Genomic DNA, 17,977 nt, shown 5'->3' on the forward strand with positions numbered 1-17,977 from the left:
TATTTGATTTAAGCTGTTTTTTTAATTTTAAATCATTGTTAATAAAAAATCAACAAATGAGCTTAAATGCTTTGTTTTAAGGTGATAAAGTGTTAGATTTGTGAACTATGTTTTGGTTGTAACATATGCAGCCATATTCTTTAAGGGGGGAAGAAAACATTTTTACATTTTACTAAAAGTAACATTCACACTTAGATAGCATTTATATGTTTGTGAAGGTAAAAGTGACCCTAATAATTATTGATAATATAATCTCAAAATATGAGCGAAGAAAAAAAGCACAATTATTCGGCCGATAGTATTCAGGCACTAGAAGGAATGGAGCATGTTCGTATGCGTCCATCCATGTATATTGGAGATGTAGGTGTTAGAGGATTACACCATTTAGTGTACGAGGTAGTAGATAACTCTATTGATGAAGCTTTAGCAGGTCATTGTGATATAATTTCAGTTGACATTAATGAAGATAACTCTATTACAGTTAGAGATAACGGTAGGGGTATTCCTGTTGGATTACACAAGAAAGAAGGTGTTTCTGCATTAGAAGTTGTAATGACTAAAATTGGTGCAGGAGGTAAGTTTGATAAAGATTCTTACAAAGTATCAGGAGGTTTACACGGGGTAGGTGTATCGTGTGTAAATGCATTATCAGATCATTTAAAAGCTACTGTATATAGAGACGGAAAAATTTGGCAGCAAGAATACGAAAGAGGTAAAACTTTATATCCTGTAAAAACAGTAGGAGGTACTGATAAAACAGGAACAGAAGTAACTTTTATGCCAGATAAGTCGATTTTTCAGCAAACGATTGAATATAATTACGATACGTTGGCTACACGTATGCGTGAATTAGCGTACTTAAATAAAGGAATTACTGTTTCATTAACAGACAAGAGAAATAAAGATGATGAAGGAAACTTTATCTCTGAAACTTTTAATAGTGAAGAAGGATTATCTGAATTTGTAAGATATCTGGATAGTACTCGTACTCCTGTAATTCAGCATGTAATTGCAATGGAAGGTGAGAAAAATGGTATTCCTGTTGAGGTGGCTATGATTTATAATGATTCATATGCTGAAAATTTACATTCATATGTAAATAATATCAATACTCACGAAGGAGGAACGCATTTATCTGGTTTCCGTCGTGGTTTGACTCATACATTAAAAAAGTATGCAGACGAGTCTGGTTTACTTAAAAATGTAAAGTTTGAAATTTCTGGGGATGATTTCCGTGAAGGATTAACAGCAATTGTTTCTGTAAAAGTAGCAGAACCTCAGTTTGAAGGGCAAACAAAAACTAAGTTAGGAAACAGAGAAGTAACATCTGCAGTTTCTCAGGCAGTAGCAGAAATGGTTACTGATTATTTAGAGGAAAATCCTAACGATGCAAAAACCATTGTTCAGAAAGTAATTTTAGCGGCACAAGCACGTCATGCAGCTAAAAAAGCTAGAGAAATGGTACAGCGTAAAACTGTAATGAGTATTGGAGGATTACCTGGTAAATTATCCGACTGTTCAGAAACTGACCCGGCTCAATGTGAGATATTCTTAGTCGAGGGAGACTCGGCAGGTGGAACTGCAAAACAAGGTAGAGACCGTAACTTCCAAGCAATACTTCCACTACGAGGAAAAATTTTGAACGTAGAAAAGGCAATGCAACACAAAGTTTTTGAGAATGAAGAAATCAAAAACATGTTTACTGCCTTAGGAGTAACTGTAGGTACAGAAGAAGATCCAAGAGCTTTAAACTTATCAAAATTACGTTACCATAAAGTAGTAATTATGTGTGATGCCGATGTAGATGGATCGCACATTGCAACATTAATCTTAACATTCTTCTTCCGTTACATGCGTGAAATGGTAGAGCAAGGTTATATTTATATTGCTACACCACCTCTTTACTTAGTTAAAAAAGGACAAAAAAGAGAATATGCTTGGGATGATAATCAACGAGATATAATTAACCAAAAAATGGGCGGTGGAGCAAGCATCCAGCGTTATAAAGGTCTTGGAGAGATGAATGCTGAGCAATTATGGGATACAACTATGAATCCTGAATTTAGAACGTTACGTCAAGTTACTATTGAAAATATGACAGAAGCAGATCGTGTTTTCTCTATGTTAATGGGTGATGAAGTACCGCCAAGACGTGACTTTATAGAAAAGAATGCAAAATATGCGAATATAGATGCATAAGTCAATTATTTAAATAAAGTTCCTGAAGCCTTTACGAAAGTAAAGGCTTTTTTGATAGTTAAAAATTACTTACTTGTAGTTAATTATTATAAGCTTATTGATAAATAAAAGCATACCATTTTCTTTTTTATTAAATTTGATAAAAAACTATACTAGTATTATGAAGAAACTTATCATCACATTTTTTGCAACAGTTTTATTTATAAATGTTGCTAAAGCACAAGATATTGAAGATGTAATTAGAGCAGTAGACGATGCAAATAAAATAGCAAATGCCTATTCTGCACCTGCATTAGAAGGACTTATTTATAGTATGAATAGTGGTTGGTATCATACGGCAAAAGTGCATAAAAAGTTTGGTTTTGATGTAACTTTAGGTTTATCAGGAGCTTTTGTGCCTTCTGAGAAAGAACGATATCAGATTTCTCAATTAGGATTGAGATCCACTATAATTAGTGGACCAGAATCTGCTCCAACTCTTTTTGGTGATGGTAATGGAGGTGTATTAACATTGAGTACAGAAGTAACAGGTACTATACCAGGTACAAGTACAACAGTTACTGAAACAGTTGAGTTTGATGTTGAATTGCCTCAAGGTTTTAAAGATGATTTACCAGGGAACATAGCTCCAGTTCCGGTTTTACAAGTAGCTGTTGGTTTACCTTGGAAATTAGAAACTGTATTGAGAATAGTACCTGAAGTGAATATAGATGATGTTCAAAGTGGGCTTTTTGGAATTGGTATAAAGAAAGAGTTAACAGATCTTTTAGGTCCTTTAGATAAATTACCATTACACTTATCAGTAATGGCTACTTACACAAATATGAATGTAGATTGGAAAATTGAAGATTCTGTAGACGCTAATTTTGAGGTTCAAAATGCAGAAACACAGTTCAGATTAAATGCCTATAGTATTCAAGCATTAGCATCGTTAAATTTCCCTGTCATCAACGTGTATGGAGGAGTTGGTTATGGAGGAGGAAATTCTTCAATTAATTTATTAGGTCGCTACACAGCTTTTTATGACGGATCTGGAGGTCAAAGAATCCAAAGAACAGTAACGAATCCAGTTGAGCAAGATTTTTCTGCAGGTAGTATGAGAGCTACTGTAGGTGCAAGATTAAGTTTAGGGTTTTTCAAGTTATTTGCTGATTATACATTACAAGAGTATAATGCTTTTAGTGGTGGTATTGCTTTTAGTTTCAGATAATCATCAGAAAATATTAATAGTATATAAAGCTCGCAATTATTGCGAGTTTTTTTTATCTCATTGATTTGGTTATTTTTGAGAGAATTAAAAAGAAAACAATGAAAGCAAAATTAATTTATCTAATTTTTATTTTAACAGCAATTGCAGGTTTCTCTCAAGAGAAATTATGGGAAAGAGACTTAAAAAAGGAACTTTATGAGGTAGGTTGGATCAAACAATCTAACGAAGGAAATATCATTGCCTCAGGGGCAAAAGGTTTATTAGCTATGAATCCAACAAATGGAGAAATTATATGGCATAATAAAGAATTAAAAGCGGTGAATAAAAATACTTTTTTAGCAATAGAAGCGTTGCCGTTTTTTTATGTAGAATATAGTCCTGTAGTAGGTAAAACTAGAGGGATTTTGATGAATTCAAATACAGGTGAGATCGTTTTTGATACCAAAGAAAAAGGTTACAGAATAAAAAACTATACTACATTAAACGATAAAGGTGTTATTTTATTTGAATTATTAGAAAACAAAAATCGTAAGTTAATGAGCTTTGGTGTTGCAAATACAAAAGTAAATTGGATTATCGATTTAGGAAAAGTAGGTGGGATTTTTAAGTTTTTTGGAAGGTCATTTATTGATCATGGTCCTATTTTTCCTAGTGAAAACAATATGATTGTTGGTGTAAAAGAAAATATTTATGCTATAAACTTTGCCAGTGGAGAGCTTTTTTGGCAGCATGAAGCAAAAAAGAAAGTGAATGCTTTAGTGTATTCAGATAAGAACAATAGTTTATATGTTGGAATTAAAAAATCTAAAAAATTAAAAGTTTTAAATCCTGAAAACGGTGAAGATATTACACCTGGAAAATTAAAGTTAAGAGGAACTTTAATAGATGTAATGCCTGATAATGCAGGTAATTTAATTTTAGTAGAAACTGAAGGTTTTAATATTATTGACCCTAAAACAAATCAATTTAAATGGAAAAAGAGTTTTAAAATTGATGCTTTGGCAGAGGTGATTCCTCATGAGAAAGGATTGATTGCTATTGGTAAAGAAGAGAAAGAAGGAGAAGTGGCTTTAGTTTCTAATGATGGTGAAAAAATCTGGGATACAGGAGTAGATGGTTATCCATACTATATTACACCAACCTCAAAAGGAGTTTTATATATTTCAACAGAAAGATCAAATATTTTAGACTTTGAGAAAGGTAAAGATGTTTGGAAAAAAGATGTGAAGTTTAAAGCAATTCCGGCAGTAACATTTGATGAAGAGGAGAAAAAAGTAGTTTTATTTGAAAATGAAAAAGGATATAAATTCGATTTAAATACTGGAGAAATTGAGTTATTTGCAGAAGATGTAGAGTTAACTAAAGTAAAAAGAAAAACACCTTTAGTAGCTGAATATGTTAAAGGAGAAGGGTATTTGTTGTACACAGATCAACATATGTCATTGTTAAAGCCAGATGGTACTGTAAAGTATTCTGATTATTACAAACCAGCATCTTCTATTGAAGGATTAGCAAGTGTAGCTCAATTTGGTTTAGCTATTGCAGGTGTAGATTTTGATATTGAAGGGTCTATTGATAATATAAAAGCGTTAAGTAGCTTGTCGAATGGAGCGTATAGAACATCTTTAGATCAAACAGATGGAACTTCTGAAAGTTCAAATATTATAGGTTTATATGCTGGAGAAATTAAAAAAGAGAATGAAATATTTCAAGTATCATCAAGAAGATTTTTTAACTCTAAAAAAACAAAAGATAGTCAGTTTATAGTTACAAAAATTAAGAGAGACGATTTACCTACGATTCACAAGATTTTAAAAATTAATAAGAAGACTGGTAAGGCAGAATTTTCTATAGATTTAATGGACAAAACTCCTAATTACGTAATAGATGTAGTAGATAATGTAGTATTCTTAAATGAAAAGAATCATTTAATATCTGCTCACAAGTTTTAAAAAAAATCAACAAATCTTTAAAAACTCATGGTAATTACCATGAGTTTTTGTTTTATATCAATATGCAAATAGCTATTTTTGTACAACTTATTAAATAAATTTCAAAAAAATATATATAAAATGAAAGTAACAGTTGTTGGAGCAGGTGCAGTAGGTGCTAGTTGTGCTGAGTACATTGCGATCAAAGATTTCGCTTCTGAAGTAGTATTAGTAGATATTAAAGAAGGTTTAGCAGAAGGTAAAGCAATGGATTTAATGCAAACTGCTTCTTTAAATAATTTTGATACTAAAATTACAGGTACTACTGGAGATTATAGTAAAACTGCTGGTTCAGACGTTTGTGTTATTACTTCTGGTATTGCTCGTAAGCCTGGTATGTCTCGTGATGAGTTATTAGGAATTAATGCAGGAATTGTAAAGGCAGTATCTGCTAGTTTAATTGAGCACTCTCCAAACACTATTATCATTGTAGTATCTAACCCAATGGATACTATGACATATTTAGTACACAAAACAACTGGTTTACCTAAAAACAGAATTATTGGTATGGGTGGAGCTTTAGATTCTGCTCGTTTCAAGTACAGATTAGCTGAGGCTTTAGAAGCGCCAATTTCTGACGTTGACGGAATGGTAATCGGTGGTCACTCTGATAAAGGAATGGTGCCTTTAACTCGTTTAGCTACTCGTAACTCTGTACCAGTATCTGAATTTTTATCTGAAGAAAGATTAGAGCAAGTAAAGCAAGATACTAAAGTTGGTGGTGCTACATTAACTGGTTTATTAGGAACTTCTGCTTGGTATGCACCAGGTGCTGCTGTTTCAGGTATGGTTCAAGCAATTGCTTGTGATACTAAAAAAATCTTCCCATGTTCTGCTTTATTAGATGGTGAGTTTGGTTTGTCTGATTTATGTATTGGTGTACCAGTAGTATTAGGTAAAAATGGAATTGAGCGTATTGTTGAAATTAACTTAAGCGATGCTGAAAAAGAGCATTTAGCAGCTTCTGCAGCGGCAGTTAAAAATAACAACGGAAACTTAGAGCTATAAGCTAGTTCTTTCATATAATATTTAAAAAGCAGTCTTATTTAAGATTGCTTTTTTTATTTTAAATATAAGCTTACCTTAGAGTGACTCAAAAAGTAAAAGTCCATGGATATTATTTATAGAAAAGTAAAAAAAGAAGATAATCTTTCATTAGCAACAATGATTCGAGGTGTTATCGAAGAGTTTGAGGCACCAAGAACAGGAACTGTGTATTCAGATAGTTCTACAGACACACTTTTTGAGCTTTTTCAGGAAGAAAAATCTATATTATGGGTGTCTGAAGTAAATGGAGAAACAATTGGCTGTTGTGGTATTTTTCCTACAGAAGGTTTAGAAGATGGTTATTGTGAGTTAGTGAAATTTTATATTTCTGATTCTGTTAGAGGAAAAGGAGTAGGTAAAGAGTTAATGCTAAAAAGCATTGAATCTGCCAAAGAGTTAGGATATACGCATATTTATTTAGAAAGCTTGCCTCATTTTTCAAAAGCCATTTCTATGTACGAAAAATCAGGATTCAAACAATTGGAAGTTCAATTAGGATGCTCAGGTCATTCAAGTTGTAATGTTTGGATGGTAAAGGAGTTGTAAGGCTATTTATAAAAAACAAATGAAAAAATTGATTGGAATTATTGTAGTGCTTTTGATGCTAGGATATGTTTTTATTCCAAATTTATGTCATTATTTATTGCTTAAGGAAACTTCAAATCAAGACATTAAACAAAATAGACGTTTGTATCATAAATATGCTAAAGAGTTGGTTTTAAATAGGGAAAATAATAATTCATCTCATCAAGAAAAATTAGATTCTTTATATCTATGGTTTCATGTTAGAGGTTTACAAATTGATGAAGGACATCATTCTTTGTCAAAGTCTCAAGAATGGGAAGAGATCTTAGATTATTTAAAGTATTCACGAGGAAGGTAATTTTATTAAAAAGATTGCCTTTTTTCTTCACTTTATCTAAATAACAAACAAAAATGTTAAAAAACTCTTAATGCTGTAAGAGTATAGAATTTATATCGTCTACTGGTAAAGAGACGTATTTAAAGTTTCTTTTTCATAGTTTTTCATAGCAATTTCCCGCTTCTTTACGAAGCGGGTTTTTTATGATTATAAATTAAATAGTATCAAGAACTTTTTCTATAGTTGTATATACTTTTTCAAGTTGAGTGTCTGTAATCACATAAGGAACTTGAATATAAATGGTATTCCCTAAAGGTCTTAGAAATACGCCTTCTTTCATAAAAGAACTCAATAATAAATCTCTTAAAGTTCCATAACGTTCCATGTTGGTGTCTAAATCTAAAGCAAAAATAACACCTAAGTTTCGTGTACTTTTTACCTTTGAGTGATTTTTAATATGTTCGCTAAACTTTTGGTGTTTTCCACTGATTCTTTGAATGTTTTCCTGAATTTCATCCGAAGTTAACAAATCAATACTAGCAATGGCAGCAGCACAGCCCATTGGGTTTGCAGAATAAGTATGACAGTGAAAATATCCTTTGGCGATATCGTTACTTAAAAAAGCATCGTAAATTTCTTGAGTACAAGAAGTAATTGCCATAGGTACCATTCCTCCGGTTAAAGCTTTACTCAAACAAATAATATCAGGCTTTGTTTCTACATGATCAGAAGCAAAGTTTTTACCAGTTTTACCAAAACCAGTCATAACTTCATCTGCAATGGTTATAATATTGTGAGCTTTACAGAATTTTAAAATTTCGTTTAAGCCATTACTGTCATGAATTTTCATTCCTGCTGCACCTTGTACCAAAGGTTCATAAACAAATGCTGCTACATTATTTTCTGAAACAATCTGCTGTAATTGTTTTAAAATTTCATCATTATTGTTTCCGTTTGGTGAAGCAATTCGTTGTACATCGATTAAAAAATCTTCAAAAGGACCATTGTAAACTGAAAGTCCAGAAGTAGACATTGCCCCAAATGTATCTCCATGAAAGCCATTTTCAAAAGCAATAAAAGCAGTACGTTTATCGCCTTTGTTAAAATAATATTGCAAAGCCATTTTAATGGCAGATTCTACCGCAGTAGACCCATTATCGTTAAAGAAAATTTTAGCTTGATTTTCTGGTAAAATATCGATTAATTTCTCCGAAAGTTCCACCGCAGCAGGATGCGTAAAATCGCTAAACATAACTTGATCTAGCTGTTGCATTTGTGTGTGTACTTTTTCAATAATATAATCGTTGCAGTGCCCAAACATACAAGTATACCAAGATGAAATAGCATCAATATATTCATTTCCGTGCTCATCAGTAAGTATACAACCTTTAGCTTTTACAATTCCTAAACTGTTTGGATGTGTTTGGTGTTGTTTTAACGGGTGCCAAATGTGTTTTTTATCTCTATCGGTTAATGTCATTATACTTGAATACTTTTAGTGTTCCATGTTTCATTGTTTTTCTTTTCAGCAATTATAATTCCTGGTGAGTTATTATCTAGTTCACACAATAACTTTCCGTTGTTATTCCAAAAAGCACTTCTACCTCCAGCATTGATATTCCAGTGTTCGCCACAAAAATTAGACATTAAAATATGTAGATTGTATTTCTTACTGTAATCTTCTAAAGTTTTATGACCTGATTGAATACCGTTTTCAGAGAAAAAGATACTAGGAAGATAGATGTTGCAATTGTTTGATGCAGCTTTTTCAGGATGTTTTTCATTATCTATATCAGCGCAAATAGCAAAATGTAACTGATCATCGTTAATTGTAATTGTAGGATTATAGTCAAAAGAACTTTTAAAGAATAGTTCTTCACCATCATGTAAATATTGTTTGGTATATATTTCTGTTGGTTTATTTGGTTGTATCACAAAGGAACCAATATAAAGTTCGTTATCTATTACAACTGGAGCTCCTACAACAATAATGATTTGTTTTTCTTTAGATATATTTTCTAAAAGGTTTATGTATTTACTTTTGATACTAATAGCTAACCTCTTAGCCTCTTCTCTACAATAACCAGTTAAAGACATTTCAGGAAAAATGATGATATCAGCATTTTGTTCAGTAGCTAACCAAATCATTTTTATATGCTGTTCAAGGTTTTTTTCAATTTTACCTACTTCAGCTTTTATTTGAGCAGATGCTAAAATCATTTTGGTAGTTTATCTCTAAATAAATCGGCGTACTCTTTAATTACATTTTTATCAAAATAAGGCTCTTCGTCAATACGTCCAATTACATTTACACCACTCATTTTTTTAATGATGCTTTCTGTAGTAGGATGCTCTTTTCCACTAAAAATAAGAGAAATGTCAAATCCTTTTTCTTTTAATAGGTTTAGAGTTAGTAAAGTATGATTAATACTACCTAAATAATGACGAGAAACTACAATTACCTTATGAGTTGGTTTTATAATGTCAAAAACAGTATGAGTGTCATTTAAAGGAACTAGTAATCCGCCAGCACCTTCAATAACTAAATGATTCGCTGTTTCAGGTTCTTTAATAGCGTTTATATCAATAGTGATTCCATCTATTTCAGCAGAAGCATGCGGACTCATTGGTGTATGTAATGCGTAACTGTTTGAGTGATACACCGTTTTTTTATTAGAAATAAGTGCTTTTACTTTGTCAGTATCAGAATATGCTAAATCGCCCGATTGAATCGGTTTCCAATAATCTGCTTCTAAAGCTTCGGTAATTATAGCAGAAGCTACTGTTTTTCCAACTTCGGTTGATATTCCTGTTATAAAATATTGGCTCATTTAAATATTGTTTTGCAATTATTACAAATAAATTTTTGTGATTCGAAAAAAGGAAAAAGCATGTAAAATATGTTTTTTCGTTGAAGGTCGGCGGTTAATATTTGGGTAGCGTTGCAATTAGGACAATGAATGTCATTGCCAAAAGCATCTTTTTGATAGGTTCGTATCTCATCGTAAATTTTAGAAGCTTTTTCTAAATCTTCGTTTTTTACTAATAGTTTCACTCCTCCAATAGCTTGACTAATTAATGGATCTGAATCTATCGTTTTTTCATCCATAAGCATGGTGCGAATATGCTCAGCATCTAATTTAGATTTAACTAAATGCGCTTCGGTTGAGTATTCAAAAATCGCTAAAATGGTAAAATCATCTCTCATAGAAGAAGTATTTTACACAAAAGTAGCAAGTTGTTCTAAAACATTGGTTATTTGTTGATGAGAATTATAGATGTGTAAACAAAAACGCAGTCGCTCTTTACCTTCTGTTACGGTTGGTGATAAAATAGGTTTAATGTTAAAACCTTTGTTTTGAATTTGTTGAGCTATTTGCTTAGTTTTTTCGTTTCCTGAAATAATACAACAATGTATAGATGAATTACTAGGTATAAATAAATGATTTATTTGTAAACGCTTAATTTCTGAAAGAAAGAAAGCAATATTGGTGTGTAATTCTTCTGTAATATTGTTTGATAGTTGTTTGTAAGCTATTTGTATAGTAGCAATGGAATGTGGCGATAAACCAGTGGTATAAATAAAACTTCGAGCAAAATTAACTAAATACGAATATAAATTTTCGCTTCCTAAAATAGCTGCTCCGTGGCAACCTAATGCTTTTCCGAAGGTAACAATACGAGCAAAAACCTTGTGTTCTAATTGAAGTTTTTGTGTTAACCCAACACCATTATTTCCAAAAACACCTAAAGCATGTGCTTCGTCTACAATTAAATTTGCATTGTATTTTTGAGTTAACTCAGCAATTTTTTCTAAATCAGGATGATCTCCATCCATAGAAAAAACAGCTTCTGTAACCACATAAATTTCTTGAGTAGTAGTATTATTAGCATGAAGTTTCAGAACTTTTTCTAGGTGTTCTGTATTGTTATGCTTGAATTTGTATGCTTTTGCATTAGAAAGTTGAATACCGTCTCTAATAGAAGCATGACTTAGTTCGTCGTACACAATAATATCACCACGTTGTGGAACACAAGAAAAGAAACCAAGGTTGGCATCGTAACCAGAGTTGAAAATGATTGCTTTTTCACTATTATGAAATTCAGCAATTAAAGATTCGGTTTCCTTATACAGCGAATGATTCCCAGAAATTAAACGAGAACCGGTGGCTCCATTTATTGTAATGTTTTGATCAACCAGCAATTGATGAGTTTGGTTGAAAATTTCATCAGACTTAGAAAAACCAAGATAATCGTTAGAATAAAAATCAACGCCATTAGAGTTTGTATCTAAATGACGTAGTGAATTAGAAGCTATTCTTTGATTGAGCTTATGCTGAAGTTTTTCTGGAAAATGTTTCACGCAGTAAAATTAATAACAAATTTTTTATGCGAATTATTTTTTGAAATAAATTAACGTTCTTGGTCAGTTTTAAAATCTCTACATAAAAACATACACATGGATGGAAGCTATTTTTTCAAAACAACGCCTCTACCTCCGTATAAATGAATTGCTAAAGCACTAAACTCCTCTTGTACTATTTCAGGCTTTATATGATATCTTTTAGAAATCTCGTTCAATTCTTTTTTAACAGATAGGTTGTTGCTAATTGCAATTCCGGCTAACACAAAAACAACCAAAACAATAATTCCCACAACAGAAAGCTCAAAAGTTTTAATATTTTCATAAGTTTCATAATTGAAAGACCTACCAGCTAAAAATACATTATGCAGCAATACACCAACACCAATCAGTAAAAAAGGAATTTTTACATAAGTTTCCATTGCTGCTGATTTTCCATAATGATCTAAAGGAACTTGCAGTTTTTCTTTAGGAACCTTTTCAATAATCTCAAAAGTTACTTCTTCTTGCTCGTTGTTTTCTATCGATGTATTAGTGTCCATTAGTTCTAGTTTTTAATTATAGTGTAAAAATAAATCAGAGGTATGGAGTTTTATAGAGTTAAACAATATTCGCTAAGAATGAAGATATATTAGAGGTTTTGTTCAAGAGAAAATAGTTGAGGTAATTGCAAACTTAATACGCTTTGATAGTGTGCTTACAAATTATTAATCTTTACAACTTCAAAAAGCATATTAAATAGAAAATTTGTCCGAACTTTGCAGATTCATTTTTAAATAGCTTGATAATGAATACAAGAGTTATAGCACTTTTGGCAGTATCAATAGTTACCATTATTTACGGAGTAACTTTTACAGTGGCTAAAGAAGTAATGCCTCACTATATAAAACCATTCGGATTTATATTATTACGTGTGTTTTCTGCTATGTTAATATTCTGGACGGTAAGTCTTTTTATTAAGAATGATAAAATTGAAAAAAGCGATTATAAAACCATAGCGCTTTCTGCATTTTTTGGAATTGCATTAAACATGCTAACTTTTTTTAAAGGGTTAAATTATACTACACCAATTAGTGCATCTGTAATGATGGTTACATCTCCTATTTTGGTACTTATTTTTTCGAGTATTTTAATAAAAGAGCGGTTAACACTTATTAAAGTTTCTGGAGTAATTATAGGACTTATCGGTGCTATTGTGTTAATAGTATACGGAAGTTCTGCCGGAGGAGATGCAAAAAATATGATGCTAGGAAACTTTTTAGTGTTTATTAATGCTGCTTCTTATGGAATGTATTTAGTAATTGTTAAAAAGGTAATTGTAAAATACAAGCCAATAACTTTTATTAGGTGGATGTATTTATTCGGATTTATTTTTGTGCTTCCTTTTGGTTTTACCGAATTACAAGAAGTTCAATGGCAAACCATATCAACAGGAGGTTATTTACGAATAGGTTTTGTAATTGTTTTTGCTTCTTGTATAACATATTTATTCAACCTTTTTGCGCTTTCAAAATTAAAACCAACTACAGTAAGTGTGTTTATTTATTTACAGCCAGTAGTAGCTAGTTTATATGCTCTTTTAGTTGGGAGTGATAATTTAAATACTGTAAAAATTGTGGCTACTATTTTAATATTTGCAGGGGTGTACTTAGTAACCAAACAACCTAGTAATAGTATATCTAAATAAATGTATCTTTACAGTCTATAAAAAATCCAGTTATGATACAATCAATGACAGGCTACGGTAAATCCGTATTACAATTGCCAACCAAAAAAGTAACCATAGAAATAAAATCTCTAAATAGTAAAAATTTAGATTTAAATACTCGTATACCTTCTTATTACAAAGGGAAAGAGTTGGCTATGAGAAAAAAGTTAGCAAGTGCTTTGGTAAGAGGTAAAGTAGACTTTTCTATTTATGTTGAAATGACTGCGGACGAAACTTCAACTACCATAAATAAAGGAGTTGTTAGCAATTATATGAATCAGCTTAGAGAGGTAGCTGTTATTGATGGATCTAAAGATGCTGAATTGTTGGCAATGGCAGTTAAAATGCCAGACGCTTTAAAAACTGAAAGAGAAGAGTTAAATGAAGATGAATGGAATGAGATTGAAAAGCATATTGATATTGCTTTAAAAGAAATCATTCAATATCGTACAGATGAAGCTGCTTCTTTAGAGGAAGATTTTAAACAACGTATTGTAAATATTCAAAGTTGTTTAGAGGAAGTAAAAGGAATGGATGGTGAGCGAATTAAAAATGTAAAAGAACGTATTGCTAAAGCATTGGATGAGTTGAAGGTTGAGATTGATGAAAATAGATTTGAGCAAGAGTTGATTTACTATTTAGAGAAGTTAGATATTAATGAAGAGAAAGTAAGATTGGCAAATCATTTAGATTACTTTTTACAAGAATTGGCGAGCAATGTATCTAACGGAAAAAAACTAGGATTTATAGTTCAAGAAATAGGAAGAGAGATAAATACTACTGGATCAAAAGCAAATTATGCACCATTACAAAAAGTAGTAATTCAAATGAAAGACGAACTAGAAAAAATTAAAGAACAAATTTTAAACGTATTATAAAAAATGACGAAAGACTTTAAAGGGAAATTATTTGTGTTTTCAGCACCTTCTGGTTCAGGAAAAACAACTATAGTACGTCACTTATTAGCGCAAGAACGATTTAATTTAGAGTTTTCAATATCGGCAACTTCTAGAGAACCAAGAGGTAAAGAAATTGATGGAAAAGATTATTACTTTATTTCTAAAGATGATTTTATCCAAAAAATAAAGAAAGATGAGTTTTTAGAGTGGGAAGAAGTATATATGAATAATTTCTACGGAACTTTAAAAACAGAGGTTGAGCGTATTTGGTCGCAAGGAAAGCATGTTATTTTTGATATTGATGTAAGAGGAGGTTTACGTATTAAGGAAAAATTTCCAGAAGAAACTTTAGCTGTTTTTGTAAAACCACCAGATATTAATGAGTTATTAAGACGTTTAAAGAATAGAGGAGAAGAGAGCGAAGAAAAAATAGCAGCAAGAATTGCAAAAGCTCCGATAGAATTAGCAACAGCTCCAATGTTTGATAAAGTAATTAAAAATTACGATTTAGAAGTTGCTTTACAGGAAACTGAAGATTTAGTAGATGAGTTTTTAGGGTTGAGTAAGAACTAACTGTTTTAAATACATGAAAAAAATAGGATTGTATTTCGGTACATTTAATCCAATTCATATAGGGCATTTGATTATTGCTAATCATATGGTAGAGCATTCAGATTTAGATGAAATTTGGATGGTAGTAACACCTCATAATCCTTTTAAGAAAAAAAGTTCGTTGTTAGATAATCATCATCGATTAGAAATGGTTTATAAAGCAACCGAGGCTTACGAAAAAATTCACCCTTCTGATATTGAATTTAAGTTGCCACAACCAAACTATACAGTTCATACTTTGGCGCATATTTCAGAAAAGTATCCTTCTTATCAGTTTAATTTGATAATGGGAGAAGACAATTTGAAAAGTTTGCAGAAGTGGAAAAATTATGAGACTATTTTAGAAAATCATAATGTATATGTGTATCCTAGAATTTCTGAAGGAATTGTAGAAACTCAATTTGATAATCACCCTAAAATTCATCGTGTAGCAGCACCTATTATAGAAATTTCATCAACAATGATTCGTAATGGAATTAAAGATGAAAAGAATATGAAACCGCTTTTATCTGATGCTGTTTGGAAATATATTGACGAGATGAATTTTTACAAAAAATAGTCTTCCTATTTTTTCGTTGTATATTTGAGAACACCAAACATAGTAATAGTGGCTAAAAACAAGAAAAAACCTAGTAAGCTAAAACAAAAACTGACCGATAAATATCGATTGGTAGTTTTAAATGAAGATACTTTTCAAGAGCGTTTCTCTTTAAAATTATCGCGATTGAACGTGTTTGTTTTTGGAGGTATTTTTTCAATCATATTAATTACATTAACCACTTTTTTAATTGCATTTACTTCTTTAAAAGAATATATCCCTGGGTATTCATCAACTAAACTAAAAAAAGATGCAAGTAGGTTAACTTATGAGGCAGATTCATTAAGAACACGTTTAGCTGTTTTAGAAAATTTTACCAAAGCAATTCGTCCTGTGTTAACAGGAGAAATTAAACCAGAAGCAATAGATTCTATCAAAACAGAAGTAAGTAAAAATACCGTGATAGATTATGAAAAGCTAGAACCGTCTGCCAAAGATTTAAAGTTTAGAGAAGAAATACAAAATAAAGATAGATATGCTTTATCGGCAGGGAACACTAATAAAGCAAAAATTGTGTTTTTTGCTCCTGTAAAAGGAAATCTAACACAGTCATTTAATGCAGCCAATAAACATTTTGCTATTGATATTGTAGCAACTACAGGAACTCCTGTAAAAGCCATTGCAGATGGTACCGTAATTTTATCTGGTTGGACAACCGAAACAGGTTATACCATTACGGTTCAGCATACCAATAATTATATTTCTGTTTATAAGCATAATGGAGAGTTGTTAAAGCAACAAGGAGATTTTGTAAAGTCTGGTGAAGCTATTGCAAGTATAGGTTCTACAGGAGAGTTAACTACAGGTCCGCATCTTCATTTTGAGTTATGGCATAACGGCTATCCTGTAAATCCAACAAATTACATCAATTTTCAATAAACAATACGCAGTACTAAAAACTTAAAATTTTATAAATGTCTTTAAAATCTTTTTTAGCCATTCCTTTTGCAAAAAAAGCAGTAAAAAAAGTCCGTAAATGGGCAGACAAACCTCACGAAACTCAACAAAAAGTTTTTCAGTATTTAGTTACAGAGGGTTGCAAAACAGCATTTGGAAAAGATCATGATTTTGTCTCTATAAATTCATATGAAGATTTTAAAAAGCGTGTACCTGTTAACGATTATGAAGGATTAAGACCTTATGTAGATAGAATGGTTGCAGGAGAAGAGAATATACTTTGGAAAGGGAAACCAATTTATTTTGCAAAAACATCAGGAACTACTTCTGGAGCTAAATATATTCCTATTACAAAAGAATCAATGCCAACACATATAAAATCGGCAAGAAATGCCTTGTTATTTTATATAAATGAAACCAAAGATGCTTCATTTGTGAATGGTAAAATGATTTTCTTACAAGGTAGTCCGGTACTTGAAAATAAAAACGGAATTAAATTAGGTAGATTAAGTGGTATTGTAGCGCATTATGTGCCTAATTATTTATTGAAAAATAGATTGCCAAGTTGGGAGACAAATTGTATTGAAGACTGGGACACTAAAGTAGATAAGGTTGTTGAGGAAACGTTACCTGAAAACATGACGGTAATAAGCGGAATTCCTTCTTGGGTACAGATGTACTTTGAGAAGTTAATAGATAAAACAGGAAAAACAATTTCAGAGTTGTTTCCAAACTTTAACTTTTTCATTTATGGAGGGGTGAATTTTGAGCCTTACAAGAATAAATTTGAAGCTTTAATCGGTAAAAAAATCGATTATATAGAATTGTATCCTGCATCAGAAGGTTTTATAGCTTTTCAAGATTCTCAGAAAGAAAAAGGAATGTTATTGCAGCTAGATTCGGGTATTTTTTATGAATTTATTCCTGCGAATGAATTTTTTGATGAAAATCCAACGCGTATTTCTTTAAAAGACGTGCAACTAGGTGTAAATTATGTGATCATTTTAAATACTACTGCTGGGCTGTGGGGGTATAATATTGGAGATACGGTAGAATTTACTTCTTTACAGCCATACCGTGTAAAAGTTACAGGTAGAATTAAACACTTTATTTCTGCTTTTGGAGAACATGTAATAGGTAAGGAAGTAGAAAAAGCTTTGAATGATGCAATTAAAAGAACCACGACCAATATTAGTGAATTTACTGTAGCACCACAAGTGAATCCTACAGATGGTTTACCTTATCATGAATGGTTTATCGAGTTTGAAAATGAACCAGATAATTTAGAAGAAATGGCTCAAAAAATAGATGCATCTATGCAAGAGCAGAACATTTATTATCAAGATTTAATTGAAGGAAAAGTATTACGTCCGTTAATTATTAGAAAAGTTAAAAAAGGTGGTTTTCATGAATACATGAAGTCGATTGGTAAATTTGGAGGACAAAATAAGATTCCACAACTTTCAGATAATCGAAAAATAGCCGATGTATTAGAAGGGTTTTTAGTGTAGATTATTATAGACCAATTTTTTATTAATAACTACAATTAAACTTGATTATGTGCTTAGATTAAGAATTAGAGTTACACTAA

At 31.4% G+C, this 17,977-nt stretch carries 18 protein-coding genes; 12 read left to right on the forward strand and 6 right to left on the reverse strand.

What is annotated here, in order from left to right:
- Positions 1 to 261 precede the first annotated feature (261 nt).
- The 6 genes from gyrB to EYW44_RS05770 all read left to right on the forward strand — a co-directional run bounded on the left by gyrB (position 262) and on the right by EYW44_RS05770 (position 7,330).
- Entirely contained in the window at positions 262 to 2,199 is a 1,938-nt protein-coding gene (gyrB, locus tag EYW44_RS05745; protein ID WP_132722718.1) for a DNA topoisomerase (ATP-hydrolyzing) subunit B, read from the forward strand.
- Positions 2,200 to 2,359: 160 nt separating this feature from the next.
- Positions 2,360 to 3,409 carry a DUF6588 family protein gene (locus EYW44_RS05750; protein WP_132722719.1) on the forward strand — a complete coding sequence of 350 codons (1,050 nt, stop codon included), beginning with the start codon at positions 2,360 to 2,362 and terminating at the stop codon, positions 3,407 to 3,409.
- 98 nt (positions 3,410 to 3,507) lie between these two features.
- Positions 3,508 to 5,361 carry a hypothetical protein gene (locus EYW44_RS05755; protein ID WP_132722720.1) on the forward strand — a complete coding sequence of 618 codons (1,854 nt, stop codon included), beginning with the start codon at positions 3,508 to 3,510 and terminating at the stop codon, positions 5,359 to 5,361.
- Positions 5,362 to 5,481: 120 nt separating this feature from the next.
- The gene (gene mdh, locus EYW44_RS05760; RefSeq protein ID WP_132722721.1) at positions 5,482 to 6,408 is read left to right on the forward strand and encodes a malate dehydrogenase; all 927 of its coding nucleotides are present in this window, start codon (positions 5,482 to 5,484) and stop codon (positions 6,406 to 6,408) included.
- A 102-nt stretch (positions 6,409 to 6,510) separates the two neighbouring features.
- Complete coding sequence (locus tag EYW44_RS05765) at positions 6,511 to 6,993, forward strand: GNAT family N-acetyltransferase (RefSeq protein WP_132722722.1); 483 nt, start codon at positions 6,511 to 6,513, stop codon at positions 6,991 to 6,993.
- A gap of 19 nt (positions 6,994 to 7,012) precedes the next feature.
- Positions 7,013 to 7,330 carry a hypothetical protein gene (locus EYW44_RS05770; RefSeq protein WP_132722723.1) on the forward strand — a complete coding sequence of 106 codons (318 nt, stop codon included), beginning with the start codon at positions 7,013 to 7,015 and terminating at the stop codon, positions 7,328 to 7,330.
- A 193-nt stretch (positions 7,331 to 7,523) separates the two neighbouring features.
- Here EYW44_RS05770 and bioA read toward each other — a convergent pair whose 3' ends face one another.
- From bioA to EYW44_RS05800, 6 genes are all read right to left on the reverse strand, one after another.
- The gene (bioA, locus tag EYW44_RS05775; RefSeq protein WP_132722724.1) at positions 7,524 to 8,789 is read right to left on the reverse strand and encodes an adenosylmethionine--8-amino-7-oxononanoate transaminase; all 1,266 of its coding nucleotides are present in this window, start codon (positions 8,787 to 8,789) and stop codon (positions 7,524 to 7,526) included.
- On the reverse strand, positions 8,789 to 9,529 hold the full coding sequence (locus tag EYW44_RS05780; RefSeq protein WP_132722725.1) for a carbon-nitrogen hydrolase family protein: 741 nt from the start codon (positions 9,527 to 9,529) through the stop codon (positions 8,789 to 8,791). The genes bioA and EYW44_RS05780 overlap by 1 nt, the downstream gene beginning before the upstream one ends.
- The gene (gene bioD / locus EYW44_RS05785; RefSeq protein WP_132722726.1) at positions 9,526 to 10,140 is read right to left on the reverse strand and encodes a dethiobiotin synthase; all 615 of its coding nucleotides are present in this window, start codon (positions 10,138 to 10,140) and stop codon (positions 9,526 to 9,528) included. The genes EYW44_RS05780 and bioD overlap by 4 nt, the downstream gene beginning before the upstream one ends.
- Positions 10,137 to 10,517, reverse strand: a complete 381-nt coding sequence (locus EYW44_RS05790) for a DUF2007 domain-containing protein (protein WP_132722727.1) — start codon at positions 10,515 to 10,517, stop codon at positions 10,137 to 10,139. Before EYW44_RS05790 ends, bioD begins: the two co-directional genes overlap by 4 nt.
- 12 nt (positions 10,518 to 10,529) lie before the next feature.
- A complete protein-coding gene (locus EYW44_RS05795; RefSeq protein WP_132722728.1) occupies positions 10,530 to 11,672 on the reverse strand; it encodes an aminotransferase class I/II-fold pyridoxal phosphate-dependent enzyme in 1,143 nt (380 codons plus the stop codon).
- A gap of 107 nt (positions 11,673 to 11,779) precedes the next feature.
- The gene (locus EYW44_RS05800) at positions 11,780 to 12,214 is read right to left on the reverse strand and encodes a hypothetical protein (protein ID WP_132722729.1); all 435 of its coding nucleotides are present in this window, start codon (positions 12,212 to 12,214) and stop codon (positions 11,780 to 11,782) included.
- 245 nt (positions 12,215 to 12,459) lie between these two features.
- On the opposite strand from EYW44_RS05800, the gene EYW44_RS05805 reads away from it, so the two are divergent.
- Genes EYW44_RS05805 through EYW44_RS05830 form a run of 6 tightly spaced genes read left to right on the forward strand, consistent with a single transcriptional unit; the run spans position 12,460 to position 17,897 of the window.
- Positions 12,460 to 13,359, forward strand: coding sequence for a DMT family transporter (locus tag EYW44_RS05805; protein ID WP_132722730.1), 900 nt, complete (start codon positions 12,460 to 12,462; stop codon positions 13,357 to 13,359).
- 32 nt (positions 13,360 to 13,391) lie between these two features.
- Positions 13,392 to 14,258, forward strand: coding sequence for a YicC/YloC family endoribonuclease (locus EYW44_RS05810; RefSeq protein WP_243643608.1), 867 nt, complete (start codon positions 13,392 to 13,394; stop codon positions 14,256 to 14,258).
- A gap of 3 nt (positions 14,259 to 14,261) precedes the next feature.
- Positions 14,262 to 14,852 carry a guanylate kinase gene (gene gmk / locus EYW44_RS05815; RefSeq protein WP_132722731.1) on the forward strand — a complete coding sequence of 197 codons (591 nt, stop codon included), beginning with the start codon at positions 14,262 to 14,264 and terminating at the stop codon, positions 14,850 to 14,852.
- A gap of 13 nt (positions 14,853 to 14,865) precedes the next feature.
- Positions 14,866 to 15,450, forward strand: a complete 585-nt coding sequence (nadD, locus tag EYW44_RS05820; RefSeq protein WP_132722732.1) for a nicotinate (nicotinamide) nucleotide adenylyltransferase — start codon at positions 14,866 to 14,868, stop codon at positions 15,448 to 15,450.
- A 48-nt stretch (positions 15,451 to 15,498) separates the two neighbouring features.
- Positions 15,499 to 16,368 (forward strand): M23 family metallopeptidase, encoded by an 870-nt coding sequence (locus EYW44_RS05825; protein ID WP_132722733.1) that lies wholly within the window; start codon positions 15,499 to 15,501, stop codon positions 16,366 to 16,368.
- A gap of 35 nt (positions 16,369 to 16,403) precedes the next feature.
- Entirely contained in the window at positions 16,404 to 17,897 is a 1,494-nt protein-coding gene (locus tag EYW44_RS05830) for a GH3 auxin-responsive promoter family protein (protein ID WP_132722734.1), read from the forward strand.
- The last annotated feature ends 80 nt before the right edge of the window (positions 17,898 to 17,977 follow it).

This window comes from Tenacibaculum sp. M341, assembly GCF_004337695.1.
Taxonomy (GTDB): domain Bacteria; phylum Bacteroidota; class Bacteroidia; order Flavobacteriales; family Flavobacteriaceae; genus Polaribacter.